Origin of the sequence: Thermococcus barophilus MP, from assembly GCF_000151105.2 — an archaeon.
Lineage (GTDB): Archaea > Methanobacteriota_B > Thermococci > Thermococcales > Thermococcaceae > Thermococcus_B > Thermococcus_B barophilus.
The window spans coordinates 1,114,071-1,140,186 of the sequence record NC_014804.1; the positions used below are offsets into that span (position 1 = coordinate 1,114,071).

The window sequence follows — 26,116 nt, forward strand, 5'->3', positions numbered from 1 at the left end:
GGATCTCACCAGCCCTTCACTATTTTCAAAACTTTGTCATCAACTTTCCCATTTTCAACGTCTTCAATTGCTTGCTCCAGTTTATCCAAGCCCTCATCCAGAAGCTCCTTCTCTATCGTCAAAGGTGGCTGGATTCTGAGGACATTCCCATGGAGGAATGCCAATATTAGACCGAGCTCATAAGCTCTCCAAACAACTTTCTTAGCCTCGTCGAAAGCTCTCTCCTTTGTTTCTCTGTTTTTCACTAAATCTATACCGATCATCAGACCTTTTCCCCTGACATCACCAATAAGTTCATGCTCTTTCTGCATTTTTTTGAGTCTTCTCATAGTGTACTCTCCAAGCTCTTCAGCTCTTTTGAGCAAATTCTTTTCTTCAATTTCTTCAATAACCGCTAAAGCTGCTCTGCTTGTTACTGGGTTCCCACTGAGTGTAAACGTATGTCCCAAAGCCGGTAACGACTCCATGATCTCCCCCCGTCCGATGATAGCGCTTATCGGTAATCCCCCTCCCAAAGGTTTTGCAATAGTTATTATGTCTGGTGTAACTCCAAAGTGCTCAATTGCAAACCATTTTCCTGTCCTTCCTAACCCGCTTTGAACTTCGTCAACAACTAAGAGAATTCCATATTCGTCAAGAATTTTCTTCAGCTTTCTAAAATAGTCATCAGGCGGGACTATCATCCCAGCATCTCCCTGGATAGGCTCAGCAAACAGAGCAGCGACCCCTTCTGCATACACTTCACGTTCAAATTTATATTCAAGGTAGGATATGCACTCAAAGTGACATTTTCCTCTTTCCTGTCCGAAGGGACATCTGTAACAGTCAGGAAATGGAATGTAGTGGATATCACTTAGCTCACCAACCAGTGCCCTAATTTCAAAATCAAGCCCAGTTATGCTCATAGCACCATACGTTGCCCCGTAATAGCTTCCTAAATATCCCAGGAGTGTCCTCCTTCCAGTGTATGCCCTTGCAAACTTTATTGCACCATCATTTGCATCACTGCCACTCAATCCCAAGACGACTTTGGCGCTTTTTATTGGTGAGATCTCAACAAGTTTCTCCGCCAACAAAAGGGGCTCTATGGGAAAACCATAGATGAATGTGAAGTGAACTAATCTGTCCGTCTGCTCTTTTATAGCTTTTACAACCCTATCATTGTTATGCCCGACGTTTTGGACGGCAGCATCAGAGAGGAAGTCTATGTATTCCCTTCCCTCAATGTCCCAAACTTTGGCGTTTTTTGCCTTAACACCAACAATGGGAGCATAGGTAACACGGGCTGCCTTTGGAAACACTTTTGAATATCGAGAAATAATCTCGTCTCTTTTCATAATTATCGCCACAGCATAAGTAAGATTAACATCTAAATAGGATTTTTGGCTATAGGTTTGAACAAATGTCAAACTTTTAAATTCATACGAACGTCTTCATCCAGTAGGAGAAAAAGAGCCAATGCCGACAGTATGGCAAGTGTGAAGGATGACAGTGTAAGTCCCACTATGCCCCACAACAGACCAAACAGGAAATCCAAAAGAGCTACATAAGTGGCGGTTGTTATTGCGATGTCTTTTCCAAGAAAAATTCCAAAGCTAATCAGGAGATGAATTGAACCAATACCCCAGAATCCCAGAAACATGAGCTTGTCACTAATGCTCAGCAAGCCCAATCCATAGAAGTATATGCTCATTAAAAGAAAGAAAAGAATTAAGATGGGCCTTGGTTTCATTCTCCGAACTCCTCCACGGGCATCTTCATTCTTGAAACTGCAATCAATGTTAGTATACCCACCAGGGGCATGAGTGCCAGTTCACCAAATGCCAATCCAACGCTATGCCTCGCCAGTAGATCCGTAATTGAAGGTGCTACTATGTTTGCCGTGTTTGAAATAAGCCCCAATGCGAATGAAGCTCTTGGATAAACACTCTTTGGATATGTTGCCGGTGCTGATGTCCAGAATGCTGGACCTGTTCCTTGAATTGTTCCAACAAGCCAGACTGCTGCTAAAGCAATGGTATAGTTTCCGCTGAGCATTGCTTTGGCGTAGACAATCAGTCCCACAAAAGATAACATATATGATATTACCATAACCTGGACAATAGCCCTAAATAGACCTCTTGAGGTTGGATTCTTCCTTGAAAGCAGATATCCTATGTATCCAAATACAATTGACCAGATTGCCTTGGAGATATTGAGGTTCGTGCTTAGTGTTGCTACATGAGCCTTTGTCCAGCCCATGTCATAGGCGATTGAGGCTGAGAAGCCAACAATCGTGAAGATTACCCATAAAGCCGGAAAGAACGTGAATCCCAAAACCCATGTAAACTTGAGCTTCCAGACGTTTATCTTTGCTTCTCCCCTTTCGTGGATTATTTCAAAGTCCTCTGTAAAGAGCCACCATATCAGTAGAACTGCGTACATTATGAGGACTGTAACTAAAAAGCCCCCCTTCCATCCAAATGCATGGATTAAATATTTAGCACTCATTGAGCCAAAAACCCCGCCCCAGAAGATTCCAGAAAGGATTATACCCTTTGCAAATGGCCTTTCAGCAACAAAGTACCTTGCTATCTGAGTGCTGAAGAGTGGAACGAGAGTAACCACGAAACCTTGGATGAATCTTAAGAAAACTGCAACATACCAGTTTGGAGCGTAAGGAATGAGCAGTTGCGGAACTGCAGCCCAGCTTAGGGCTATTGCAACGCTCCTCTTAAAGCTCCCTTCATAAATTCTTGTATGCCCCAAAAGAAATGCGACAAAAAGACCAAAAACATAGGCTATGTGCTGCAGATCAAAGGCATCGCTGCTGATTCCAAAATGGGCAATCACATCTGGCTTAGCGACGCTCATCATGGTGAGCGTTCCAAATCCAGCGGTCATGACAATTGTATTCAGGATCACAGACCTCCAGCGATTCATTTTCTCACCCCACTAAATTTTTCCAAAGAACATCAGCAAGCCGAATATAATGAACAGCACTCCTGCTCCTTTGTGGATTATCTCCACGGGTAGGGCTTCCCCAATTTTTTCACCAACAAAAGCACCTATCAAATTCACCAGAGCGAGTCCCAAAATAGCGCCGGTAAACGCTTTAGCCCATCCATATTTTGATGCAAACGCTATTGTAGCCAACTGTGTTTTATCACCAAGCTCGGCAAGGAATATTGCAACAAAGACATAGAGCACTTCTTTCATTTGACCTCCTCCCAAAGATGTGAAAAGGAAAATGAAACTTCAAAGCTCTTCCAAAGCTTTCTTCATCCTTTTCATAGCTTCAATGAGTTTTTCTTTCTTTGTTGCATAGCTTATCCTTACATATCCTTCTCCATTCTTTCCAAATGCTGTTCCTGGAATTACAACTACCTTAGCTTTCTCCAAAAGCCATTCACTGAACTCCTCACTTGTCATCCCAGTCTCTTTTATGTTTGCAAAGATGTAAAATGCACCTTTAGGTTCGAATGCAGAAATATAAGGCATTTCTTTAATTGCATCGAGAACTATCTTTCTTCTCTCAGCATATTCCTCTCTCATCTTCTCAACAGCTTCCCAGCTCTTTGGACTCCTTAAGGCTTCAATTCCCGCAACCTGAACAAAGGACGCAACGTTTCCGATAACATATGCATGGAGCTTTATCATGTCCCTGATAATGTCCTTTGGTGCGATTGCAAAGCCCAAACGCCAGCCGGTCATCGCAAATGTTTTGGAGAAGCTATTTGCCAAAATCGTATTGTCCGGGGCATATTTAAGCATTGGGTAGTGCTTTGCACCATCATAAAGAAAGTGCTCATAAGGTTCATCGCTGAGAATGTAGAGATTATAGTCTTCAGCAATATCCGCAACAGCTTTTGCAGTTTCTTCATCCATTGTAGCACCAGTTGGATTGTTGGGATAGTTAATCACTATCATCCTTGTCCTCTTTGTTATGAGCTCCAAAAGCTCGTCTGGATCTGGCTGAAAACCATTTTCCTCTCTTAATGGAAGCCTCACTATTCCCGCCTCGGCAAGCTTAGCATCTTCAGCATAACAGACAAACGCAGGATCTGGGATTATGACCTCGTCGCCTCTTTCGAGGAGGGTCTCAAAGGCTAAGTATGTTGCTTCATAAGCACCAGCAGTTACTATAATGTTGTCAGTTGGAACATCTAAGTTGTACATCTCCCTGTAATATTCACTTATGGCTTGTCTAAGCTCTGGGATTCCAGCGTTTGGGGTGTAATGAGTCCATCCTTCATCCAATGCCCTTTTTGCGGCTTCCTTTATATTATCTGGTGTGTCAAAGTCAGGTTCTCCAATTCCAAGAGAAATTACATTTTCTATTTTTCTTGCTTTTTCAAAAAGCTCTCTGATCTTTGAGCGTTGAATTAAGTTGACACGCTCCGCTATAAAATATCTGTGTCTCTTATAACGCATAATCATCCCCCCGTGGCATTTAGAGGGTGAATTAATATTCTTATAAACTTATCGAGAAGGATTTTCTGCTTTTTGATATATTAGTGAAACAAAATTCAATAAAATACAGACATTATGGCAAATTTTCAGAAAAGTCAAAGAGCTTCAACTATGGCTGCCTGTTCAAAAAGCCTCTTCACCTTTTCCACGTCACAGTCAACAAGGGGAATCTCCTTTAGTGAGTTCTTTTTAAGAAAGTCTTCAAGGGTCTTCCGGGCATTTTGACCAAAAGCTACAATGAAGTTTTCACCCTTTTTGGCACCAACTTTTTTTATTGCTTCTCCAATTTGCAGAGTCCCTGCAAGCCTGAGAAGAATTTCCCCCTTCACTGTTTTTGCTTTATTTGTTCCTCGCTCAAATGACTTTAACGCCAAGATAGTAGCGAACACAAGTTGTTCCCAGCATTCAACACTTGCTATTTGCATATTATCACCAAGCTCTTCAAAGATCCACGAAACATCTCCGAGCACAATTCTACTAATTGCAATTTCATGCTTGCCCAATTTTACTACCTTCAACCTTACACCTCCAATTTCACTATAAATGCAAGATATTAAACTCTTTCCCTTGCACTCAATAATATCCAATGATAAAAAATCCTTAATTATTTTGCCAATTTTTTAAAATTTTTTGAAATTTATATTATCATAATATTAAGACCAAAGCAAAAAATATTTAACTACTTAAAGCAAATGAAAAAATTAGCAGCTTCATGTACTTGGAGGTTCAGCGATGACAAAGATGAAAATAATTAGCGTGCAGATACCGCAAGGTCTTCTGAATGCTATTGATACCCTCGTAAAGAGGGGGGTTTATCCTAATAGAAGTGAGGTTATAAGAGAAGCTATCAGGGAGCTGATAAAGAAAGAGCTCTACAAACTTGAGACAGAAGAAAGAACAACTCCTGAATACATACTCGAATAAGGGTTTGTGATCAATTAGTTAACAATTAAGCCCGGGGGTTAAAGGCAATGGTGTGGAAACTCTTGGAACAGGCGGGTATTAACTTGGACTTTGATGAAAACACAAAAGAAAAATTTGGGGAATATGAGGAAAACTTAGAGGGTCTGATTAAGATTGCAATCATCGGGGTTGGAGGTTCTGGGAACAATACTATAACACGACTCTATGAGCTTGGTGTCCAAGGTGCAGAATTAATTGCGATGAATACCGATGCTCAGCATTTGGCGAGAACTAAAGCTCACAAAAAAATCCTTCTCGGGAAGAACATAACTCACGGCAAGGGTTCTGGTGGTGATCCAAGAATCGGATACTTGGCAGCTGAAGCAAGTGCCCAAGAAATTGCAGAAGTAGTTAGAGACGTTGATTTAGTCTTCATAACAGCTGGAATGGGCAATGGTACTGGAACTGGAGCCGCACCAGTTGTTGCAAGGATAATCAAAGAGGTAGCAAGAAACAATGGTCGGTATCAAGAACCGCTTGTTGTGAGTGTTGTAACATTTCCATTCTCAACTGAAGGAACAAGAAGAATCGAGAAGGCGAAAGCGGGCATACAGGCTTTGCTCCAGTATTCAGATACTGTTGTAATAATTGAAAATGACAAGCTCTTAGAGCTCGTTCCAAATCTGCCACTCTCAGCTGCATTTAGGTTTGCGGACGAGATTATAGCAAGAATGGTCAAGGGCATAACGGAAACAATAAAGCTCCCTTCTATAGTTAACATAGACTTTGCTGACGTTTACAGCGTCATGAAAAATGGTGGCGCTGCTTTGATAGGTATAGGCGAGAGCGACTCAAAGAACAGGGCTGTTGATGCTGTAGTTAACGCTCTCAACAACAAGATGCTTGAGGTTGAGTTCGGAAGCGGCGAAGCGGCATTAATTCACTTTACGGTTGGCCCAGATGTAAAGCTTGGTGAAGTCCACGAGGCAATGAAAATAGTTTATGAGAAGTTAGGCACAAAGTCGGAGATAAAGTGGGGTGCAATGATTGATGAGGATCTGGGTAAAACCGTTAGGGCAATGGTTATAATGACTGGAGTCAATTCTCCTCACATTTTAAGCGGTGAAGTTAACGCGCTTCAAGACAACAACAGAATTCTCATGCCTACAGATACTCTAAAGATGATCACAAAGGACACCAAACTTGAAAGGATCTTCGAGAGCACAATGAAAAGTGAAAAATCTAAACCACCTGTAAATGAAGATGTAGAAAGAATCTTTAGAGATATTTACCAGTTTTGATGTTTCTTCCTCTTTCTCTCTATCTAAATTAGATTACAAGGTGATAGCATGGCAAAAGTCATTAGTATAGCCAATCAAAAAGGTGGAGTCGGAAAAACAACAATAACAATGAATCTCGGCTTTGCTCTCGCGAATATGGGGAGGAGGGTTCTCTTAGTCGATATAGACCCACAATTTAACTTGACTTTTGGATTAATAGGGATGGAGGTTCTTAACTATGAGGATAACAATGTTGGGACATTAATGACAAGGGAAAGCAGGGTTGAGGATTCCATAATTGAAATCAGAGAAAATCTGCATCTAATTCCTTCTCACCTGAATCTCTCTGCCAAAGAAATTGAGATAATTAATGCATACAATCGTGAAAGGCGCTTAGAAAAAGCATTGAAATCAGTTCTCCCAGAGTACGATTATGTTTTAATTGACAATCCACCAAGTATGGGGATATTCCTTGTGAACTCACTCACAACTTCAGATTATGTTTTGATCCCCCTTGAGCTTAGCTATTTTGGAGTTATCGGGATGCAGCTTATGTTCAATCTTATGAAGATGATTAAGGAAGAGACCAACGAGAACCTTACACTTCTTGGATTGATTCCCAATAAATTTACAAGACAGACAAAAGTTCCAGCTACACGGCTGAAGGAGTTAAAAGAGACGTATCCAAATGCTCCATTGCTGACAACCATACCTAAGTCAGTTGCTCTTGAAAAAGCTCAATCTCAGGGAATCAGCATATTTGAATTCGAGGGTGATGGGAGAGCAGCCAAAGCATTTTTAAAGCTTGCAAAAGAGGTGATTGCTCTTGTCGAAGGAGAAAGGTAAAATTCCACAGCTATTTTCTGGCTCAATTGACGAGCTCACAAGACCTAAGACAAAGAAAGCTGATAAAAGAAGAGAGGAGCTTAAGAAAATCAAGAAGCAGAAAACATTATACATCAGCCAAGACACAAATTTAAAACTAATTGAGCTTTACGCTGAAGAAAGCAGAAGACAGAGCAATATTGTGGAAGATGCTGTAAATCTGTACTACTATCTCAAAAAGGCGATGGGCGAAAAGAACTTTGATGAGCTGATGAGCGCTGTGCTCAGAGAGGATCCAGAGTTTTTAAGAAGCTATCTGGAGAAAGCCAAGCTCATTTAATCACCACTAACCCAGCAGCTCAAATCAGGAGATAAAATCACTCACAGAATATTTCCACTATCCTCTTTATTATTCTGCTTGTTTTTGCGACGTCACTTTTGTAGAGATAGGGAATTCTTATAACCTCCGCATTTATGCCGTGCTGCCTCAGTTGTCTTTTAAGCTCTTCACATTTAAAATCCTGATCAGGTCCTAAAGCTACAACGTCTGGGTTTATCCTCTTCACGAGCTCAAAACTTATCCCATCAGGCTCCCCAATGTAAACCTCATCCACCATCTTTAAGGCTTTTAAAACTTCAGCCCTTTCATGCATTGAGTTTATTGGAGGTCTTCCCTTCCTCCTAACAACAGTTTCATCATGTGCCACTATCACAACGAGCTCATCTCCAAGCTGTTTTGCTTGACTCAAAAAATGGATATGCCCAACATGAAGAATGTCAAAAACTCCCCCGACGAGGACTCTTATCTTCTTTTCTCTCTCCTTACTCATGGTCCCACCGTCAGCTCCCAGATTTTGTCCTTTGCGTGGTGGATTACCTTTACGGCTTTTCCTCTGTTTTTTTCTTTCATATCCCTGCCGCTCATCAACGCAATTCCAATTGCAAGAGGTCTCCCATAATTTTCTTCAACGACAAATACAAAATCTCCTTCTTTTATATCCTCATCTGCATCGACTATTCCAGGAGCCATTACATCGGCACCTTTTAGGATGAACGGAACAGCACCTTCATCAACTACAACCCTTCGCTTCCATTTCCTCAAGTCTTCCTCATTGGACAGCTCATATAGAGCAATTACAAGCGGAAATACCAAGTTCTGACGTTTTATAAACATTGGCTTCCCATTTACAAAAAGTATTTGGGTAGTTTTATCAAATTCAGCAAGCTGAACGTTATCCTTTTTGCTTATTAGCTTCTTAGCAACTTCCTCCCCAAAAATTGAACTCATCTCCCGTATTATCTCTTTAATCTCTTTCTTGCTTAAAGGATGCTTAATCTTCAGCATTCAGCTCACCCCAAAGGCTTTTAACAGCTTCTCTCGGATTATCAGCATTATAAATTGCTCTCCCAACAATTATGTAGTCAGCACCAGCTTTTAAAGCTTCTTTAGCTTTCCCACCCTGAGCACCTATTCCCGGAGTGAAGATTTTTATATCCCCATCAAGCTTTTCTCTGATGTATCTTATCCTTTCAGGCCTCGTTCCAGGAGCTACAACTCCAAAAGGCTTAAGCTCATTCGCCATTTCTATAAGTCTGTCAGTAATTGGCTGCATGAATTCCTCAGCTCCAGGATGGCTCATCTCCACAACGATAATCGTACTGCCCTCCTCCATAACCGCCCTGACACTGTCCCTTCCAACAAAGCCGTGAACAATTATATAATCCGCCCCATTATCAAAAACTTTCTTTGCAATGAGTTTGTTTGTATTTGGGATATCAGCAACTTTTAAGTCAGCTATAACCGGTAAGCCTGTTTTCTCTTTTAGCTCTCCAATTATTCCAATCCCGCTTCCAAGAATGAGAGGCCAGTTGATCTTTATCGCCCAAAGGTAGTCCTTAGTTTCCTCTGCTATTTTCAATGCCCTCTTTCTCTCATAAACATCCAGTGCCAAGATAATCATTCGCCCACCTCAAGGATTTCCTTGGGGAGTTCATTCTTTTTAAGTGTTAATGCAACATGAATTGCGCTTTTAATTGCATCTGCTCTATTTTCAGCCCATGTAACAACGATCAGATCCCCCTCTTTTGGGCTAAGTTTTTTTAGGTCTTCGGCAAGCCTGGGGAGAGTTTCCTTTAATGGTCTTTCATCTTCGGGGAATACAATTTCACCTGCTTTGTAAACCAAAATCATGGCACCTTTGGCAAAATAGCGAATAGCTTCGTCTCTAAGGTCTATGCTTTTAAATTGGGGTGGGTTCTTAACAATCAAGGCATAGGTGGGCATGTTTTCAACTTTTTCAACTTCAGCGGGCTCAGAGAACAAAGTTAGTATTTGGAACAGAACATTAAGACCTTTTTCATTCAAATAATGCCCCTTTTGTTTTGACTCAATTAATTCCAGCTTTGCAAGCTTCTTCAAAAGAGTTCTAACGCTTCCCTCGCCGAGATCAAGATCCTCAGAAATCTGTTTTCTTCCTCTCGGAGTTTTTAAGAGAAAAAGTGTTGCGACTGCATCTTCAAGGGTAAACTCGGGATAAGCTCCTCTTTTCCAGCTCATTTCCTCACCTCTCAGAATTGTCTCGCTCAGCTGATAAATAAATGTTTTTATCATCAAATCATTCGAGAACAAAGTTAAAATAAAAGACAAAACGCCTTCAGAAGATCAACGGTGCTCTGTATTCGCCCCAGACTTCTCTTAAAACATCAGTAACCTCACCAAGTGTTGCTAAATGTCTGTGTGCTTCAATTATGTATGGCATTAAGTTCACATCTTCCTTCTCAGCAGCATTCCTCAGCTTGTCTAAAGCCTCTTCAACTTTCTTGTTGTCTCTTTCGCTCCTCAGCTTCCTCAAACGTTCAATCTGCTTGTCTCTAATGCTTGGATCAACCTTGAGAATCTCGACCTCAATTGGCTCATCCACAACAAACTTGTTGACACCAACGATTATCCTTTTGCCCTCCTCGACTTCTTTCTGATACTTGTAAGCGGAATCTGCGATCTCCTTCTGGATGTAGCCACGTTCAATAGCCCTCATCATTCCACCCATGCGCTCAATCTTCTCAATGTACTTCATGGCTTCCTCCTCGATATGATCGGTAAGCCACTCAATGTAATACGCTCCACCTAATGGATCAATCGTGTCAACGACGCCGCTCTCATAAGCGATAATTTGCTGCGTTCTTAATGCGATCCTGACACTCTTTTCAGTTGGAAGGGACAAAGCCTCATCATAGCTGTTCGTATGCAAGCTTTGAGTCCCGCCCAACACAGCGGCTAAAGCCTGGATCGTGACTCTAATGATGTTGTTCTCTGGCTGCTGGGCTGTAAGCGTTGAACCGGCAGTTTGCGTGTGGAATCTAAGGAGCATTGACTTTGGATTCTTTGCACCGAATTTCTCCTTCATTATCTTAGCCCACAACCTTCTCGCTGCCCTGAATTTAGCAATCTCCTCAAGGAAGTTGTTGTGAGCATTGAAGAAGAAGCTCAATCTTGGGGCAAACTTATCAACGTCCATTCCCCTCTCAATAACAGCTTTAACATACTCGATACCATCCGCCAATGTGAAAGCAACCTCTTGGACTGCATTTGCACCTGCTTCTCTGATGTGATAGCCGCTTATTGAAATTGGGTTCCACTTTGGAACGTTCTCAGCACAGTACATGATAATATCCGTAGTTAAGCGCATTGAGGGCTGTGGTGGGAAGATATAAGTTCCCCTCGCAATGTACTCCTTAAGAATGTCATTCTGCACGGTTCCCCTTAAAACATGCTGTGGAACGCCCTGCTTTTCAGCAACGAGGATGTACATTGCCAGAAGGTTTGCGGCTGTAGAGTTTATTGTCATTGAGGTTGAAACCTTATCCAAAGGAATCCCATCAAAGAGAATCTCCATATCCCAGAGGGAATCAATAGCAACACCGACTTTACCAACCTCTCCTTCTGCCATTGGATGGTCGCTGTCATAGCCGAGCTGAGTTGGCAAGTCAAAGGCTACACTTAAACCTGTTTGTCCTTGTTCCAAAAGGTACTTGTAACGTTTGTTTGATTCCTCAGCGGTGGCATAGCCAGCATATTGCCTCATCGTCCAGAATCTTCCTCTATACATTGTCGCATAAACGCCACGAGTGAAGGGGTACTGTCCCGGAAAGCCCAGCTTCTCCATGTAGTCCCAATCTTCTCCAAGGTCAGCGGGGGTGTAGACTCTTTTAATTTCAAAACCATCGTCAGTCATGAACTTCTCTTTCCTCTCTGGTCTTTTTGCAATAAGTGGCTTAACCACATTTTCTTCCCACTCTTGTTCAGCTTTTCTGATCTCATCAAGCTTTTTTCTATCAAAGGTCATCGGGATCACCAGATGAGCTTTTAGCTCTCAACATATAAAAACCTTTTACATAACTAAAGGTTGGACTTGATATTGGATATTTTATCCATACTAAGAAAAGCTTAACTTAGTGCAAGTGAATCTCATTATGATGATAATTTACGGAATAGGTCTTGACAGCTCAGCAAGGGTTACTTTTCAAAGTCATGCTCACAGTGATCATTTTGTTAGTGGAAACATTATATTCTCCACGAAAGCTACCAAATTTCTGAGCCATCTAAAGAAAAGTGGGCTTTATAAAGTGGTAAAGTTTGGAAAAACGTTCTACTTAGGTGATTATAAGGCCAAGCTTTATCCCGCTGGTCACATGTTGGGCTCCGCTCAAATTTATATTGAATTTGATGAGTTTTCTCTGCTTTATACTGGAGATGTCAAGTGGTTTAAGCTGAGAACTGCTGAAAAGAGCAGGTTTAGAAAGGCAGATGTTCTAATAATCGAAGCAACTTTCGGTGTTCCTATGTATAATTTTCCTTCACCAAAAGAAGCAGAAAAAAAGCTTATTGCTTTTGTTGAGAGTGCTCTTGACAAGCGAAAAACACCCACCCTTTATGCAAACCAGATGGGCAAAGCCCAAGAGCTTTTAAAGATTCTTGAGGTTCATGGCTATACCGTGAAAGCCTCAAGGAGCATAATCAAGGTTGCAAAAGTTTACGAGAAATTTGGGATTAAATTTGGGAACATCGATAGGAATGGGGAAGTCGTTTTAAGAGGATTTAGAACTCCAAAACCAGAAAATTCTCTCTCCCCCTCCGAGCTTTATGTTTCTGGATTTGGCAATTTAAAGCTCAGCAACCATGCTGATTTTTGGGAACTCATCAAAATTATAGAGAAAGTCAAGCCAGAGAAGATCTACACTGTTTATGGATATGCGGAAAATTTTGCAAAAATTTTAAGAGGCTTGGGATATGACGCTACTGCCATAGACAGAGATTGCTGTTTATCATGTTACAAAAATATTTAAGGGCTAATGTGTAAACCTCTATCATGAACTATAGCAAACATAAACGGTATACTCCCCGCAGACACATCTTCCTGAACTACCTCCTCCTTACGCACAAAAAGAGGATTATTCGGAAGAAAGAGCTTGTCTACGAGATGAAGATACAAAAGCTCCAGGACATAATGGATGCCTTAAGTGGATGGGTGGAAGCTGCAGAGATTGAAAGAAATTTAAAACATGCTTTTCTGCATGATCTGGAGATGTTCAGGAAGTTTCTGCTGACTTTCCTCACTCGATCTACACTAAACAGCATTAATTACTATACCCTGAAGGCATGGGAAAGCAGAATTGATGCACTTGCAAATGAAATTTCCAGACGAAAAAATCCATTTTTTAAGCTCCTGTATTCAAGATTTAAGCTTTCTTTGGATGAATTCTACAGAGAGCTGGGCATTAGATGATTATGTTTAAATATCTCAACAACAAAATTCTGGTAGGGTGAGAAATATGAAAACGGGAATAGAGTTCTTTGATGAAACTATCATCAGAGAAGGGTTTCCAGAGGGTTCTTTAATCATAGTGGCTGGAGAACCAGGAACTGGAAAAACGATTTTCACATCAACTATAATACACAATGGGCTCGAAAAATTCGGAGAGAAAGGTATGTATATCTCGCTTTCAGAAACAAAAGAAGATTTTTATGACGAGATGAAAAGGCTCGGCATGGATTTTGAAAAGTACGAGAAAAGTGGACTCTTTAGGTTTATGGATTTAGTTACTGTTACACCTGATGTCATTGAAAAGGAAATTGAGCTGATCATGAAGGAAATCTTAAGCTTTCGTCCAAAACGTATTGTCATAGATTCAATAACTGCACTCACACAGCTTTTAGGCACAGAAAAAACAAGAATCTTCTTGCATACAACATTAGGAAGATTCATTAAGTCCTTTGGAGCAGTTGCGTTCCTGATTGCAGAAAAGCCTTTAGGAAAAGAAACAATCGGGCATGGTGTTGAAGAATTCGTGGTGGATGGCGTTATAGTGCTCAAGTACATAAGCCTCGGAGAAGTCAGGAGGAGAGTAATGGAAATTCCAAAGATGAGAAAAAGAAGCATTGAGAAATCCCAGTATGAGTATGTAATAACAGACAGAGGGATAGAGTTCTTAGCTATTCCAGAACTCATCAGAGGACAAGGGGATGCTTCAGAAGAAAAGATAAGCACCGGCATTAAGGAACTCGACGCAATTTTAGATGGTGGCGTTTACAGGGGATCGATAACATTGATTGTCGGGATGACTGGAACTGGAAAAACTACTTTCGGCTTACACTTTGCAATAGCAAATGCCCTCCAGGGGAGAAAAGCTATATACATTTCTTTTGAAGAATCTGTAGGGCAGCTAAAGAGGGCAGCAAGAAGGTATGGAATGCCAGTTGATGAAGTTTTGGATAAGACATTGAAGATGTTCAGCTGGGTTCCCGAAGCAAAAACACCAGTTCACACATTCCTTAAGATTAGAGAAATTATTGATGAGCATAAACCAGAAGTTCTTGTGATTGACAGCCTGACCTCACTCAGGGAGCATATGAACGAAACAGAGCTTGAAAAGATGCTCAGATACCTAAGTCTTATAATAAAGCAATATGGAGTAGCAACATACATAACCCTTAATGCAGAGACAGATTTTGAAACGGTTCCATTCACCAAAGCAAGCACTCTCTCAGACAACATCATCGGGCTGAAATATGTCATAAAAAACGAGCTCATAGAAAGACGGTTGGCAGTTATTAAGGCCAGAGGGTCAAATCATTCCAGGAAAATTCACAAATATGATATAACCGACAAGGGGGTGATGATCTATGAGTAGTGCTGAGGATATAGTGGTCAGAGCTGTGACCTACGCTGTGGAAAAGGCAAACCCAACTCTCAAGAATCTTTTAGAATTCCATCTAAAGACAACGACAGGAAAAGGTTATGAGCTTGCGTATGAGGATCCAAAAATGTTTAAAGAAGCCGTCTCAAAGCTTTTCGGAGAATACAGCGGAAGATTACTTGAAATGCTGATAATAAGCTATTTCAAGGAAAAGGTTGGACTCAAAGAGAACATAGAAGATCTCGAAGATCTTGTAGAATATGTTAAGAAGATTTATGGGGAATAAAAATGGAAGTCGACCCTCTTGAAATTTTAAAGGAATCTTCCAAAAGGATAAGCCCAACTCTCATTGAATATGAGATCGGAAGCGAAATCGAGATAATTCTCTATACTCTAATAAAAAAGCTCAGACAAGAATACCAGAACTTCATAATAATATCGTTCCATGATGCATACCTTGTCTTAAGGAGATATCTTGAAAATGTGTTCTCAGAGACGGAGGTGAACACAGCATTCGATGGTGCCCACTTGATTTCGGTGAATCCCATTCTTGAGACTGAAGAAAATCGGCCACAGGATATAATCAAAAGCACACATCACGACATCATTGTTGGACGAATCCTTGAGGCTACTTCAAAGATAAATGGCGAGTCTTTATTCATAATATTGGGACTGGACTTTTTTGGAATAAGAATAGGAAAGGATGAACTCATAGACTTATTTCCCGCATTAGTATCGACCATAGGACGAAAGAAGAACAACAATGTGATAATGACGCTCAATGTTAAGGTCTTTCCCCAAAGCCTTGTAGAGATTGTGAACAGCTTTGCATTCAACGTAGCCCATGTTGGGATTGAACTTCAGGACAAGGAGATCAGGAGGTATATAACCCTTATTCGCACGGTATTTTTAGAGTACAACCTCAAGAAGTGGTACTACACACTCCTTGGAAAAAAGCTTGTGTTTAAGCGTGTGAACTCTGAGGGGCTAATTTTTTAAGCCCTATCTTTTCTTTAGTTTTAAATCCAAAAGAAAAGGTGATAATAATGGAGATCAACTTAGATGAGCAGAGGGTTGTGAAGGATATAACGCTAAGACATGGAATGAGTGTGAACGAAATAACAAAACAGCTCTTCGAGAGTGGCGGCTTTGTTGCAAAGAAGTTCGCAATAGCAGTTGACATACTTGAGAGGATGATAAAAGATAAAGATACATTCAAGTTTCTGAGCTTTCCAGCATGCATAATGGCAACAGGAACAAGAGGAATAATTGTAGATCTGATTAAAAACAAGCTCTTCGATGCTGTAGTTACAACCTGCGGAACGTTAGATCACGATTTAGCGAGACTATGGAAGCCCTACTATCATGGAAGCTTTCTGATGAATGATAGGGAACTCCATAAACAGGGGATAAACAGATTGGGAAACGTCTTAGTCCCCAACGACAGCTACTGGATTGTTGAGGAAAAATTGCAAGGAATCTTCCAAGATATCTATGATTCGGGCAAAAGAAGATTAGCAACATATGAGCTTGTGTGGGAAATTGGAAAACGTTTGGAGAATGAAGAAGGCAAAGAGAACAGCTTCACTTACTGGGCGTATAAAAATAAAATTCCAGTGTTCATCCCTGGCATTACTGATGGAGCAGTTGGCTACCAGCTCTGGCTTTTCATGCAAGATAAAGAGGATTTCATCGTCGATGTTTTCAAAGATGAAACAAAGCTCGATGAGATAATGGCATCGTTGGCTTCAAACAACAAGAAGAGCGGCGCTTTGATGATTGGTGGAGGGATTTCAAAGCACCACACAATATGGTGGAATCAGTTTTGGAAAGAAGGTCTTGACTATGCTGTCTATATAACGACAGCAGTTGAATGGGATGGTTCATTGAGCGGTGCAAGGATGAGAGAAGCAGTTTCATGGGGCAAAGTTAAGGAAGATGCAAGGTACGTTACCGTTGAAGGTGATGCGACGGTTTTACTTCCCTTTATGATTGCATCTCTACTGGAAAGGCTTTAATTTTAATCCCAACTTTTAATTTTTAATGCACTTAGGTATCAAAACATTATTAAACTCCAAAAGCCAATTCTCTAATGCCCGGGGAGCACCGCCGAAGGCGGAGTCTATGAACTTGGGCGGGTTATTGCCCCCATCACTTCTCGGAAATTAGTCTAAAGCTGGATAAACCCCAAAGTGCTAATAAGTGCATGTAAAAAGCTGAAATTAAAAACGAGAAGAAGAGAAAAGGGCTCACATACCAAGCTCTTCTTTAATTGTCTCAGCAAGCTTTTGGATTCCAATCTTAATCTTCTCTTCGTCAACGTATGTGAAGTTCAAACGCATTGTGTTCTTGACATCTCTGTACGCAAAGAACGCCTCTCCTGGGACATAGGCAACACCCTTTGCAACTGCCTTTTCAAGCATCTTCTTCGTGTCAATGCTTTCTGGAACCGTTGCCCAGACAAACATACCACCCTCAGGCTTTGTCCACTTAACCCCCTCTGGCATGTAGTCCTCAAGGGCGTCAAGCATTGCGTCCCTCTTTGGCTTGTAGAACTTTATTATCCTCGGTATGTGCTTCTCCAAGAGCCCCTTTTCAAGGAACTTCCATGCGATAACCTGACCAAATGGATTTGTACAGAGATCGACTGCCTGCTTGGCAATCTCAATCTTCCTTATGAAGTGCGGCTCCCCTGCTATCCAGCCGAGTCTAAATCCTGGAGCAAGAATCTTTGAGAATGTTCCAAAGTAGAATACCCTTCCCTCAGTGTCAAACTTCTTTATCGGTGGAACTGGTTTACCTGAGTAACGGAGCTCACCGTATGGATCATCCTCAATGACCAAGAAGTCATATTCACTTGCAAGCTCTACAAGGTACTTTCTTCTCTCCTCGCTCATTGTCACACCTGCAGGATTCTGGAATGTTGGAACAGTATAAACAAACTTAACCTTCTTATTCTCTGCTTTGAGTTTTCTCAGCTTTTCTTCAAGAAGATCAACCCTCATTCCCTCATCGTCAAGGGGGATCTGAATGAAATTCGGCTCATAGTACTTGAAGGCATTTAAAGCTGCTAAATATGTTGGTGCTTCAACAACTATCAAGTCTCCAGGATTAATGAAGGTCCTCCCGATTAGATCCAAAGCTTGCTGTGAGCCAGAGACAACCATTATGTCCACTTTTGAGATCGGGATTCCGTATCTATCTCGTAACCACTCTGCGATTTTAAGCCTTAATGGAGTGAACCCTTTTGTTGTTCCATACTGAAGGGCTTTATCAGCATGCTCCTCAATGACTTCTTGAGCAATCTGCTTAATCTCCTCCTTTGGAAACGTTGCGGGGTTAGGTAATCCTCCCGCCATAGAGATTACATCAGAAGTCTCAACGAGCTTTAAGAGCTCTCTAATTTCAGATGCTTTCATCTGTAAGGCTTTTTCTGAGAAATAACTCTCATAATCCAGTACTTTGGATTCCAACTTTTTTTGAAGCATCTCTTCCATAGTATAACCCCCACTTTGTTATGATGTACAAATTTGAACATATCCCCAGTTTTATACATGGAAAACTTTGTGGCGATTAAATATAAAGCTTTCGGCATTGGTCGTGAATGCCCTTTATGTTTGTAAAGAAAAAAGTGGTCTTTTTTTTAAGTACATCAAAGTCTCATTACGAACATCAATGTACAGAAAAAGTGAAGAAAGTGCAAATATAAAAAGTGCTGGTCAAAGGGTGAAATATATAAAGCCCCACGAGAAAAATAAGCCTTAACAAAAACTGGAGGGAGCAACAATGACACTGGTTAAAGAAGTCTATGAGATTGCCGAAAAAATCAAGAATATGGAAATTAGAGGAGCAGGAAAGATAGCCAGATCCGCAGCTCTTGCCCTGCAAATACAGGCTGAAAAAAGTAAGGCTAAAACTGCAGAAGAGCTCTGGAAAGAACTGAAAGAGGCAGCAAAACTTTTACACTCAACAAGACCGACCGCTGTTTCTCTTCCAAATGCCCTGAGATACGTCATGTATAGAGGTAAAATTGCGTATCAAGGAAGAGCGGACTTAGAACAGCTGAGATTTATCGTAATAAATGCTGCAAAGGAGTTCATCCACAATTCAGAGAAAGCCATAGAGAGGATAGCAGAATTCGGGGCAAAAAGAATCGAAGATGGGGATATAATAATGACCCACTGCCACTCAAAAGCCGCTATAGGCGTTATGAAAAAAGCGTGGGATGATGGAAAGGACATCAAGGTTATTGTAACAGAAACAAGACCTAAGTGGCAGGGCAAGCTGACGGCAAAGGAATTGGCAGAGTATGGAATCCCAGTAATTTATGTCGTTGACTCAGCAGCGAGACACTACATGAAGATGACCGATAAAGTCATCATGGGGGCTGACAGCATAACAGCCAATGGGGCTGTGATAAACAAAATTGGAACTGCTTTGATAGCTTTAACAGCTAAAGAGCACAGGGTCTGGGTTATGATTGCAGCTGAAACCTACAAATTCCATCCAGAGACAATGCTCGGTCAGCTGGTTGAAATTGAGATGAGAGATCCTCATGAAGTTATTCCAAAGGAAGAGCTTGAGACATGGCCAAAGAACATTGAAGTCTGGAACCCTGCATTTGACGTTACACCTCCCGAATATGTAGATGTCATCATAACTGAGAAAGGAGTAATTCCGCCGTATGCAGCAATTGACATATTAAAGGAAGAGTTTGGCTGGGCTTTCAAGTATACAGAACCTTGGGAAGACTGACTCCATTATTTTCTTTATTTACATCAGTTCTCGGGACAAATAAAGAGACAAAAAGAAAAAACTCAGGGTTTTCTGACCACAAAGAGTGCATGATCTTTTTCATATGGCTCCAGAGAAATGCGCTCAACAATCTCAAAGTACTCGCCCAGCTCTTCCTCAACCATCTTGAAGACTTCTTCTGGCTCCTTTGTAACGTCAATGCTTCTGCTCTTAACGGCGATCATTCCATACCCTCTGCTCTTGAGGTAAGCCTTTGCATTATCAATCAAGATTTTTGCCTGAGTTGGCTGGGCAACATCCTCAAAGATAACATCAACCTTCGTAACCAACGCTCTGTATTCTTCAGGCTTCGTGGCATCTCCAAGGATTGGGATTATGTTCCTTCTCTCCTCAACAATTGGAACCAATTCCCTCAGAACCCTTGGTGAGAACTCAATTCCAAATATTTTGCCCTCCCATCCAACGATGTCGCTCACGTGAGAAGCAGTTGTACCGCTTGCAATCCCCAAATAGAGAACGCTCACCCCAGGTTTGATTGGGAAGTTTTTGAGACCATTCATAATTGCAGCGGCAAGCTTTGACCTCCTTGGGTTCCAGATTCTGTACTCTTCACCTTCCCACTTCACTATACGCTCGCCGTAAACCTTCTGCCCCGGAACTAAATTCTTGGTTGCAATTTTCTCGCTTCCATCTTCATCAATGAACACGTAAACGCCAGGGAATTTGTGCTTTTTAATCTTCATCTACTTCACCTCCTTCTTTTACCTTTCTCCTTTTTGCCTTTGAACTTCTTTCCTTTTTCCTTCCCCTTGAACTTTTTCCCCTTCTTGAACTTCTCCTTCTTTTTCTTCTTCGGCTTCTCCTTCCTCTTCGGCGGATTCGGATACTTCTCTTTAATTTCTTTGATTCTTGCCTCAAGCTCTTTCTTCAGCTCCTCAGCTATGTACTCACCTGAGAAGTAGTCCACACGAGCAGCTATTGCTAACTTACCAGCCAATGCTCTTGCAATTTTACCCCTTTGCCACCATGGAGACTTGTTGATTGCTGGATACTGGTAGATAACACCATGCTTTGGCGGCTTTGCACCAGTCCTTAAGTGTCTGAAGAGAGCTTTTTCAGCACCAAGAACCTGAATTGTCGATGACGGCATCATTGCCAGCTCCTTCAACCCGCCAGCCAAGCTTATCAAACGAGCGGCAAGCTTTGCACCAACGAGACCTTTGAGGTTTGGTGCAACGTCATCCATCGCCCTGTCAATGTAGTCTTCAATCTCTTCTCTAAGCTTGTAGAGGTCATCGATTTCTTTAGCAAAATCTTGAATTATCTTGATGTCCTTTTCATCCATCCATGCGCCCATAGTCTTTTCCTTAGCCTTGAGAATTCTCTCAATTTTGCCCTCGCTAAAGCCGAGCTTTTCGAGGTTCTCTTTAGTTACATTCTCCCTATGCCCTATGTTCTTAACAAAAGCAACATACTGCGGGTGCTTTGGTAAGATCTCATCAAGCTCCGGGAAGTGAAGTGAATACCACTCCCTAAGCCTTGAGACGAGCAGGTTTATGACCTTGTCAATATCATCCAAAGCTTCAATTGCCTGAATCACCATCTTGTCCCTTGCTCCGCTCTGCTCCTGAATCCTCAAACGAGTCAAGGCTACACCAACAGAATAATAGCGTTCAAACCATTCTTTACCGAGAAACTCTTCTGGTCTTTTCCTGAGTATCTCTCCGGCTAAATTTGGGAATTCCGCATCTGCATTAAAGCCAAGCTCTTTTGCTTTCCTGCTTAAATCTGGATGCTCAAAAATGAACTCTTCATAACCTTTCTCTTTAAGCTCTTCAAGAAATGCTATCAGATCATCAGTAATCTCACCAGACAAGAGTCTATCCAAGGCTATCTCAGGCTTTTCTCTGTACTCTCTCTTGGCGATTAGGTTGCCGCTCTCATCAAAGGCATAAATTCCCTGAACGTTTTCGCTTATGTAAGCTTTCATCAGCATCACCTTTTATCATTTTGCTAAAGAAATATAAAAGGATTGAGCTTTTAAACCTAAGCTTCTGAGCTTGGGAAAACTTTCACCACTTTAGAATACTGTTAAAAACCAAAGGTTGAACAAAGCCTTTTATACTGTAGTTTTCTATTTGTAAATGGTGGTATCTATGCCCACGATTAAGGTTTCCGTAATAGGCGAAAGCGTTTCTCCAACGAGGATGATAGTCAAAGGAAAGAAAACTGAATACGTTGTTGATAAAGATGAGTCAAGCCCCCTTGAATACATTTTGGCAGCATTTGCAGGTTGCATAAACATTGTTGGGTTTATGGTTGCAAAGGATATGAACCTTGATATAGAAAAAATCATCGTTGAAATTAGTGGAAAGCTCAATACAGACAAACTCATGGGCAAAAACGTTGAAGATAGAGCGGGATATAAGGAGATTAAGGTCAAAGTCAAGGTTCAGGGGAACGTCGAAGAGGGGAAGCTTAAAGAATGGATTGCCAAAGTAGAAGAGAGATGTCCGATAGGAGATAACATAATGCACGAAACCCCCGTCTGTGTTGAAGTTGAAAAAGCTTAGCTCTTTTCTTTTTCCTTTAAAAAGTTTAAAGAGGGAACACTTTAATCCTTTGTTGGCAGGTGTGGAATAATCCAGCTTAAAAAGCTGTCTAAACTCCTTGTTTGAATATAAAGAGTCCCTGTTCCATAGAACTCCGCAACCAAACCTTCCCCACTTAGGAAGGTGCTTTTCAATCCCCCTACCCTTTTAACCCTGAAGTCTAATCCTTCGCTGAATGCAACCAAGTGACCGGTGTCAATTATAAAATGCTCATTGTTCAGCTCAACTTTTTGAATTGCTCCATAGCTTGAAAGGAACACCACACCCCTTCCGCTCATCTTCAGGAGGAACAACCCCTCTCTGGCAAAAAATGTCTTTGCTCCTCCCCATTTTGTATCAATCTTTATATCTGCTGAACTTGCCAAAAATGCCCCGCTCTGAGCATATAATGTTCCGTCAATCTCAAAAGCTTCGATGTCTCCAGGATAAGGCGGTGCAAACCCTACTTTTCCCCCATCTCTTTCAGCTTTAAATATATTTATGAAAAAGCTTTCTCCAGCCAAGAGAGATCTCTTAAGTGCTCCAAAAATGCCGCCCTTTGCCTTTGTTTCTATTTTTATGCTGGGGCTCATAAACACCATAGCCCCCGCTTCCGCTTGTACTGCTTCTCCCCTTTCCAGCTCAACCTCAACTAAGCTAAAACTTGGTCTATGCTTTATCTCATACCTCACAAGGGTCACCTAAAATTTAACTATGAGTGGTGGTATATATCACTTCCTATCGCCAATTGACGAAAAACAATTGACCTTTTACCGAAAGACTTTTATAACTCCCCCTTCTACTTCCCAGAGAACATTTAGGTTCAACGCTTTTACAGGTGATGACAATGAAGAGACTGCTGAAACCAGCCAAAGAAGTTGGTATTGTTGGATACGGTGCCTATGTACCTATGTTCAGAATTAAAAATGCCGAAATAGGCAGAGTATGGGGAGTTAATGGATTCCCAATTGAGGAAAAAGCTGTTAACAACCTCGATGAGGACGCATTAACAATAGGGATTGAGGCAGCAAGAAATGCTCTGAAGAGAGCTAAAATTGATCCCAAGCTTATTAGAGCAATATGGTTTGGTTCTGAATCAAAACCCTACGCAGTTAAACCTTCTGCAACTGTTATAGCTGAAGCAATTGGGGCAACTCCAGATTTAGACGCTGCAGATTTTGAATTTGCTTGTAAAGCTGGAACAGAAGCATTGCAAGCAGCAATAGGCTTTGTCGGCTCTGGAATGGCAGAGTATGCAATGGCCATTGGAGCAGACACTGCTCAGGGGAGACCCGGTGACCATCTTGAATTCACGGCTGCTGCTGGAGGAGCGGCTTACATTGTCGGAGAAAAGAGCTCAGAAACTTTGGCATATTTTGAAGGGAGCTACTCCTACGTTACAGATACCCCGGACTTCTGGAGGAGACAGCATGAGCACTATCCAAGACATGGAAACAGATTTACCGGTGAGCCAGCTTACTTCCACCATGTTATCAGTGCCGCCAAAGGATTAATGGAAGAGCTGGGTTTGACAGTCAATGATTTCGACTATGCCGTTTTCCACCAGCCAAATGTAAAGTTTCCACTCACAGCTGCAAAGATTTTGGGCATTCCAATTGAGAAGGTCAAACCCGGTCTTCTCAGCGGAATAATCGGTAACACGTACAGCGGTGCGACTTTAGTTGGAGTTTCCGCTGTTCTGGACATAGCGAAGCCGGGCGAGAGAATCCTCTGGGTCAGCTTTGGCTCGGGAGCGGGAAGCGACGCTTTCAGCTTAGTCGTGCAAGATGCAATTGAGGAAAAGAGAGACCTTGCTCCCAAAACCTGGGACTACATAAACAGGAAGAAGTACATTGACTATGCACTGTACGTAAAGCACAGAGGAAAGTTGATAATGTGAGGTGGTTGAGATGAAAAAGGCTGTAATAATTGGAGTTGGCATGACCCCTGTTGGGGAGCACTGGAAAACTTCACTTAGAGACTTAGCTGTCGAAGCTTTGCTGAATGCAATGGATGATGCTAACCTTGACAAAGTTGATTCTCTCTATGTGGGAAACATGATTTCGGGACCATTCGTTGAACAGGAGAATCTCGGAGCACTTATAGCTGACTGGGCTGGTTTGGGACACATCCCCGCTGTAAAAATTGAAGCCGCTTGTGCTTCTGGAGGAGCAGCAGTTCAAGAAGGTGCTAAAGCAGTCATGAGCGGTCTTGAAGACGTTGTTGCCGTCGTTGGAGTGGAAAAGATGACGGATGCATGGCCAAGTGACGCCACGAGATACTTAGCTTATGCCTCTGATGCTGAATGGGAGCTCTTCCACGGAGCGAGCTTTGTAGCTTTGAATGCACTTGTCATGCGCTACTACATGCACACATACGGCTATACGGAGGAGGATTTGGCTTTATTCGCTGTTAACGCTCACATAAACGGTGCAAAGAACCCATATGCAATGTTTAAAAAGCCAATAAAAGTTGAAACTGTGCTTAGGAGCCCATACATAGCTGATCCGCTTAAGCTGTTTGATGCCTCTCCAGTCTGTGATGGTGCCGCCGCTGTGATAATCACAACTCCTGAAAAAGCAAAGGAGCTTGGAATTCCAAAAGAAAAGTGGGTTGAGATAGCCGGAATGGGGAGGGCAATTGATACAATTAACTTAGCAAACAGGAAGGACTTGCTCAGACTTAAAGCAGCAGAAGTTGCAGCTGAGAGAGCTTACAAGATGGCAGGAATTGAAGCTAAAGATGTGGATCTCTTTGAGGTTCACGATGCATTTACTATCATGGCCGCTTTGAGCTTGGAAGCCGTGGGTGCTGCTGAACGTGGCAAAGGTGCGGAGCTGGCTAAGGAAGGGCAGATCGCAATTGATGGCGACTACCCAATCCAGACGATGGGTGGGCTCAAGTCAAGGGGACATCCAGTTGGTGCAACGGGAGTTTATCAAACCGTTGAAGCAGCTTTACAGCTCAGGGGAGAAGCACCAAATCAAGTACCTGATGCAGAGATTGCACTAACGCAGAACATTGGAGGAACAGGTTCAAACATAACCGTAACAATCCTTAGGAGGGTTTGAAAATGGGGAAGCCAATGCAGGTTTCAAGATTTTGGAGGCACTTTAAAGAGAAATACCGCTTAGTTGGGAGCAAGTGCAAAAAGTGCGGAAAGATCCACTTTCCTCCAAGGCAGGTTTGTGATGAATGTGGAAGCAGAGAGATGGAAGAGATACAGCTCAGCGGAAGAGGAAAGGTTATCAGCTGGACTATTGTGAGAAACCCACCAAGCGGCTTTGAATATTACAAACCCTATCCTCTGGCATTGATTGAGCTTGAAGAAGGGCCCATCATCTTAGCCCAGCTTACAGATGTTGACCCAGAGGAAATTACCTTCGGCATGGAAGTTGAGATGGTCACAAGGAAGATAAGAGAGTTCAACGAAGACGGAATAATACTCTACGGATACAAGTTCAGACCTCCTATTAAGTGAGCTTTTTCCTTTTTTGATTTTGATTCCATAAGCAACATCAGCAACTCCCTCTGTAGAGAAGCGTATTTTCAAACAAGTGAAAAAACCTGCTGATTTACTGGGAGCTTTGCGGCTCATTTTGGACATCTTTAACCATCCTCACCCAAATTCCGCTCTGCCCAACAACTCTGAAGCCATATTTTTCATAGAATTTAATTGCCTTCTTATTCTTCTCGCCAACCCAGAGCTCTATTTTATCGTTGTATTTGCTCAGATAGCAGAGACACTTCTCCATGAGCTTTTTCCCAATGCTCTTACCTTGGTACCGCTTATCAACCACAAACTCATGAATAGCTCCGACGACTTTTCCCTCATATTTGCTGAACCAGTCTCTATCGCAGACTATAAACCCAACGATTTCATCGCCGATTTTAGCAATAAAAAAGCCATCTTTGGCTTTATCCCAGCACCACCGTAAATATCTCCGCGCATATCTTCTACCTTCTCCCCCATACTCCGGCATGTCCTCATATCCTCTCATATAGACATCAACAAGCTTTTCCAAGAGTTCTTGGTTGAATTCTTTCAGCTTCTCTATCTTTACTTCCTCTTCCATACCCATCACTATTAAGTTAAGAGATGGGCTTAAAAAGCAT

General features: G+C 41.8%; 31 protein-coding genes. 15 read left to right on the top strand and 16 right to left on the bottom strand.

Annotated features, from left to right (window positions below):
• Positions 1-5 precede the first annotated feature (5 nt).
• The 6 genes from TERMP_RS06350 to cgi121 form a co-directional block, all read right to left on the bottom strand.
• Positions 6-1,337: a leucine/methionine racemase gene (locus TERMP_RS06350; protein ID WP_013467551.1), complete on the bottom strand. Its 1,332-nt coding sequence runs from the start codon at positions 1,335-1,337 to the stop codon at positions 6-8.
• 68 nt (positions 1,338-1,405) lie between these two features.
• Entirely contained in the window at positions 1,406-1,732 is a 327-nt protein-coding gene (locus TERMP_RS06355) for a hypothetical protein (protein ID WP_013467552.1), read from the bottom strand.
• On the bottom strand, positions 1,729-2,922 hold the full coding sequence (locus tag TERMP_RS06360; RefSeq protein ID WP_013467553.1) for an MFS transporter: 1,194 nt from the start codon (positions 2,920-2,922) through the stop codon (positions 1,729-1,731). The genes TERMP_RS06355 and TERMP_RS06360 overlap by 4 nt, the downstream gene beginning before the upstream one ends.
• A gap of 12 nt (positions 2,923-2,934) precedes the next feature.
• Entirely contained in the window at positions 2,935-3,198 is a 264-nt protein-coding gene (locus TERMP_RS06365; protein WP_013467554.1) for a TMEM165/GDT1 family protein, read from the bottom strand.
• Positions 3,199-3,237: 39 nt separating this feature from the next.
• Positions 3,238-4,413 carry an aminotransferase class I/II-fold pyridoxal phosphate-dependent enzyme gene (locus TERMP_RS06370; RefSeq protein WP_013467555.1) on the bottom strand — a complete coding sequence of 392 codons (1,176 nt, stop codon included), beginning with the start codon at positions 4,411-4,413 and terminating at the stop codon, positions 3,238-3,240.
• Between the two features lie 134 nt (positions 4,414-4,547).
• Positions 4,548-4,970, bottom strand: a complete 423-nt coding sequence (cgi121, locus tag TERMP_RS06375) for a KEOPS complex subunit Cgi121 (RefSeq protein ID WP_013467556.1) — start codon at positions 4,968-4,970, stop codon at positions 4,548-4,550.
• A gap of 214 nt (positions 4,971-5,184) precedes the next feature.
• On the opposite strand from cgi121, the gene TERMP_RS06380 reads away from it, so the two are divergent.
• From TERMP_RS06380 to TERMP_RS06395, 4 genes are read left to right on the top strand one after another with little or no spacing between them, the layout of a single operon-like run.
• Positions 5,185-5,376, top strand: a complete 192-nt coding sequence (locus tag TERMP_RS06380) for a ribbon-helix-helix domain-containing protein (RefSeq protein ID WP_013467557.1) — start codon at positions 5,185-5,187, stop codon at positions 5,374-5,376.
• A gap of 47 nt (positions 5,377-5,423) precedes the next feature.
• Positions 5,424-6,656, top strand: a complete 1,233-nt coding sequence (ftsZ, locus tag TERMP_RS06385; protein WP_013467558.1) for a cell division protein FtsZ — start codon at positions 5,424-5,426, stop codon at positions 6,654-6,656.
• Positions 6,657-6,704: 48 nt separating this feature from the next.
• Positions 6,705-7,481 carry a ParA family protein gene (locus tag TERMP_RS06390; protein ID WP_013467559.1) on the top strand — a complete coding sequence of 259 codons (777 nt, stop codon included), beginning with the start codon at positions 6,705-6,707 and terminating at the stop codon, positions 7,479-7,481.
• A complete protein-coding gene (locus TERMP_RS06395; RefSeq protein WP_013467560.1) occupies positions 7,462-7,800 on the top strand; it encodes a hypothetical protein in 339 nt (112 codons plus the stop codon). Before TERMP_RS06390 ends, TERMP_RS06395 begins: the two co-directional genes overlap by 20 nt.
• 37 nt (positions 7,801-7,837) lie before the next feature.
• Here TERMP_RS06395 and TERMP_RS06400 read toward each other — a convergent pair whose 3' ends face one another.
• The 5 genes from TERMP_RS06400 to TERMP_RS06420 all read right to left on the bottom strand — a co-directional run bounded on the left by TERMP_RS06400 (position 7,838) and on the right by TERMP_RS06420 (position 11,803).
• Complete coding sequence (locus TERMP_RS06400) at positions 7,838-8,290, bottom strand: adenylyltransferase/cytidyltransferase family protein (RefSeq protein ID WP_013467561.1); 453 nt, start codon at positions 8,288-8,290, stop codon at positions 7,838-7,840.
• On the bottom strand, positions 8,287-8,805 hold the full coding sequence (locus tag TERMP_RS06405) for an RNA-binding protein (protein ID WP_013467562.1): 519 nt from the start codon (positions 8,803-8,805) through the stop codon (positions 8,287-8,289). The genes TERMP_RS06400 and TERMP_RS06405 overlap by 4 nt, the downstream gene beginning before the upstream one ends.
• On the bottom strand, positions 8,792-9,421 hold the full coding sequence (gene pyrF, locus TERMP_RS06410) for an orotidine-5'-phosphate decarboxylase (protein WP_013467563.1): 630 nt from the start codon (positions 9,419-9,421) through the stop codon (positions 8,792-8,794). The genes TERMP_RS06405 and pyrF overlap by 14 nt, the downstream gene beginning before the upstream one ends.
• Positions 9,418-10,017 carry a DUF4443 domain-containing protein gene (locus TERMP_RS06415; protein WP_048159949.1) on the bottom strand — a complete coding sequence of 200 codons (600 nt, stop codon included), beginning with the start codon at positions 10,015-10,017 and terminating at the stop codon, positions 9,418-9,420. The genes pyrF and TERMP_RS06415 overlap by 4 nt, the downstream gene beginning before the upstream one ends.
• 97 nt (positions 10,018-10,114) lie before the next feature.
• Positions 10,115-11,803, bottom strand: coding sequence for an acyl-CoA mutase large subunit family protein (locus tag TERMP_RS06420; RefSeq protein ID WP_013467565.1), 1,689 nt, complete (start codon positions 11,801-11,803; stop codon positions 10,115-10,117).
• Positions 11,804-11,933: 130 nt separating this feature from the next.
• On the opposite strand from TERMP_RS06420, the gene TERMP_RS06425 reads away from it, so the two are divergent.
• The 6 genes from TERMP_RS06425 to TERMP_RS06450 are packed head-to-tail and all read left to right on the top strand — an operon-like array spanning position 11,934 to position 16,672.
• On the top strand, positions 11,934-12,803 hold the full coding sequence (locus TERMP_RS06425; protein WP_048159950.1) for an MBL fold metallo-hydrolase: 870 nt from the start codon (positions 11,934-11,936) through the stop codon (positions 12,801-12,803).
• Between the two features lie 23 nt (positions 12,804-12,826).
• A complete protein-coding gene (locus tag TERMP_RS06430; RefSeq protein WP_048159783.1) occupies positions 12,827-13,243 on the top strand; it encodes a hypothetical protein in 417 nt (138 codons plus the stop codon).
• A gap of 46 nt (positions 13,244-13,289) precedes the next feature.
• Complete coding sequence (locus tag TERMP_RS06435; RefSeq protein WP_013467568.1) at positions 13,290-14,648, top strand: ATPase domain-containing protein; 1,359 nt, start codon at positions 13,290-13,292, stop codon at positions 14,646-14,648.
• Positions 14,641-14,940 (top strand): NitrOD5 domain-containing protein, encoded by a 300-nt coding sequence (locus TERMP_RS06440; protein ID WP_013467569.1) that lies wholly within the window; start codon positions 14,641-14,643, stop codon positions 14,938-14,940. The genes TERMP_RS06435 and TERMP_RS06440 overlap by 8 nt, the downstream gene beginning before the upstream one ends.
• Positions 14,941-14,942: 2 nt before the next feature.
• The gene (locus tag TERMP_RS06445; protein WP_013467570.1) at positions 14,943-15,653 is read left to right on the top strand and encodes a hypothetical protein; all 711 of its coding nucleotides are present in this window, start codon (positions 14,943-14,945) and stop codon (positions 15,651-15,653) included.
• Positions 15,654-15,700: 47 nt separating this feature from the next.
• On the top strand, positions 15,701-16,672 hold the full coding sequence (locus TERMP_RS06450; RefSeq protein ID WP_013467571.1) for a deoxyhypusine synthase: 972 nt from the start codon (positions 15,701-15,703) through the stop codon (positions 16,670-16,672).
• A 231-nt stretch (positions 16,673-16,903) separates the two neighbouring features.
• Here the strand turns inward: TERMP_RS06450 and TERMP_RS06455 are convergent, their stop codons facing one another.
• Positions 16,904-18,151: an aminotransferase-like domain-containing protein gene (locus tag TERMP_RS06455; protein ID WP_013467572.1), complete on the bottom strand. Its 1,248-nt coding sequence runs from the start codon at positions 18,149-18,151 to the stop codon at positions 16,904-16,906.
• A gap of 289 nt (positions 18,152-18,440) precedes the next feature.
• On the opposite strand from TERMP_RS06455, the gene TERMP_RS06460 reads away from it, so the two are divergent.
• Positions 18,441-19,409, top strand: a complete 969-nt coding sequence (locus TERMP_RS06460) for a ribose 1,5-bisphosphate isomerase (protein WP_013467574.1) — start codon at positions 18,441-18,443, stop codon at positions 19,407-19,409.
• A 62-nt stretch (positions 19,410-19,471) separates the two neighbouring features.
• Here the strand turns inward: TERMP_RS06460 and TERMP_RS06465 are convergent, their stop codons facing one another.
• Both TERMP_RS06465 and TERMP_RS06470 read right to left on the bottom strand, forming a co-directional pair.
• Complete coding sequence (locus TERMP_RS06465) at positions 19,472-20,152, bottom strand: fibrillarin-like rRNA/tRNA 2'-O-methyltransferase (RefSeq protein WP_013467575.1); 681 nt, start codon at positions 20,150-20,152, stop codon at positions 19,472-19,474.
• A 5-nt stretch (positions 20,153-20,157) separates the two neighbouring features.
• Positions 20,158-21,399: an rRNA biogenesis Nop5/Nop56-like protein gene (locus TERMP_RS06470; RefSeq protein ID WP_013467576.1), complete on the bottom strand. Its 1,242-nt coding sequence runs from the start codon at positions 21,397-21,399 to the stop codon at positions 20,158-20,160.
• A gap of 154 nt (positions 21,400-21,553) precedes the next feature.
• Between TERMP_RS06470 and TERMP_RS06475 the strand changes: the two genes are divergently transcribed.
• Entirely contained in the window at positions 21,554-21,982 is a 429-nt protein-coding gene (locus tag TERMP_RS06475; protein WP_237702792.1) for an OsmC family protein, read from the top strand.
• Between the two features lie 41 nt (positions 21,983-22,023).
• Here the strand turns inward: TERMP_RS06475 and TERMP_RS06480 are convergent, their stop codons facing one another.
• Entirely contained in the window at positions 22,024-22,692 is a 669-nt protein-coding gene (locus tag TERMP_RS06480; RefSeq protein WP_013467578.1) for a TIGR00266 family protein, read from the bottom strand.
• A 155-nt stretch (positions 22,693-22,847) separates the two neighbouring features.
• On the opposite strand from TERMP_RS06480, the gene TERMP_RS06485 reads away from it, so the two are divergent.
• From TERMP_RS06485 to TERMP_RS06495, 3 genes are read left to right on the top strand one after another with little or no spacing between them, the layout of a single operon-like run.
• The gene (locus TERMP_RS06485; RefSeq protein ID WP_013467579.1) at positions 22,848-23,900 is read left to right on the top strand and encodes a hydroxymethylglutaryl-CoA synthase; all 1,053 of its coding nucleotides are present in this window, start codon (positions 22,848-22,850) and stop codon (positions 23,898-23,900) included.
• A 10-nt stretch (positions 23,901-23,910) separates the two neighbouring features.
• Positions 23,911-25,071, top strand: coding sequence for a thiolase domain-containing protein (locus TERMP_RS06490; protein ID WP_013467580.1), 1,161 nt, complete (start codon positions 23,911-23,913; stop codon positions 25,069-25,071).
• 2 nt (positions 25,072-25,073) lie between these two features.
• Positions 25,074-25,481 carry a Zn-ribbon domain-containing OB-fold protein gene (locus tag TERMP_RS06495; RefSeq protein WP_013467581.1) on the top strand — a complete coding sequence of 136 codons (408 nt, stop codon included), beginning with the start codon at positions 25,074-25,076 and terminating at the stop codon, positions 25,479-25,481.
• A gap of 94 nt (positions 25,482-25,575) precedes the next feature.
• Here TERMP_RS06495 and TERMP_RS06500 read toward each other — a convergent pair whose 3' ends face one another.
• Entirely contained in the window at positions 25,576-26,076 is a 501-nt protein-coding gene (locus TERMP_RS06500; RefSeq protein ID WP_013467582.1) for a GNAT family N-acetyltransferase, read from the bottom strand.
• Positions 26,077-26,116: the final 40 nt, after the last annotated feature.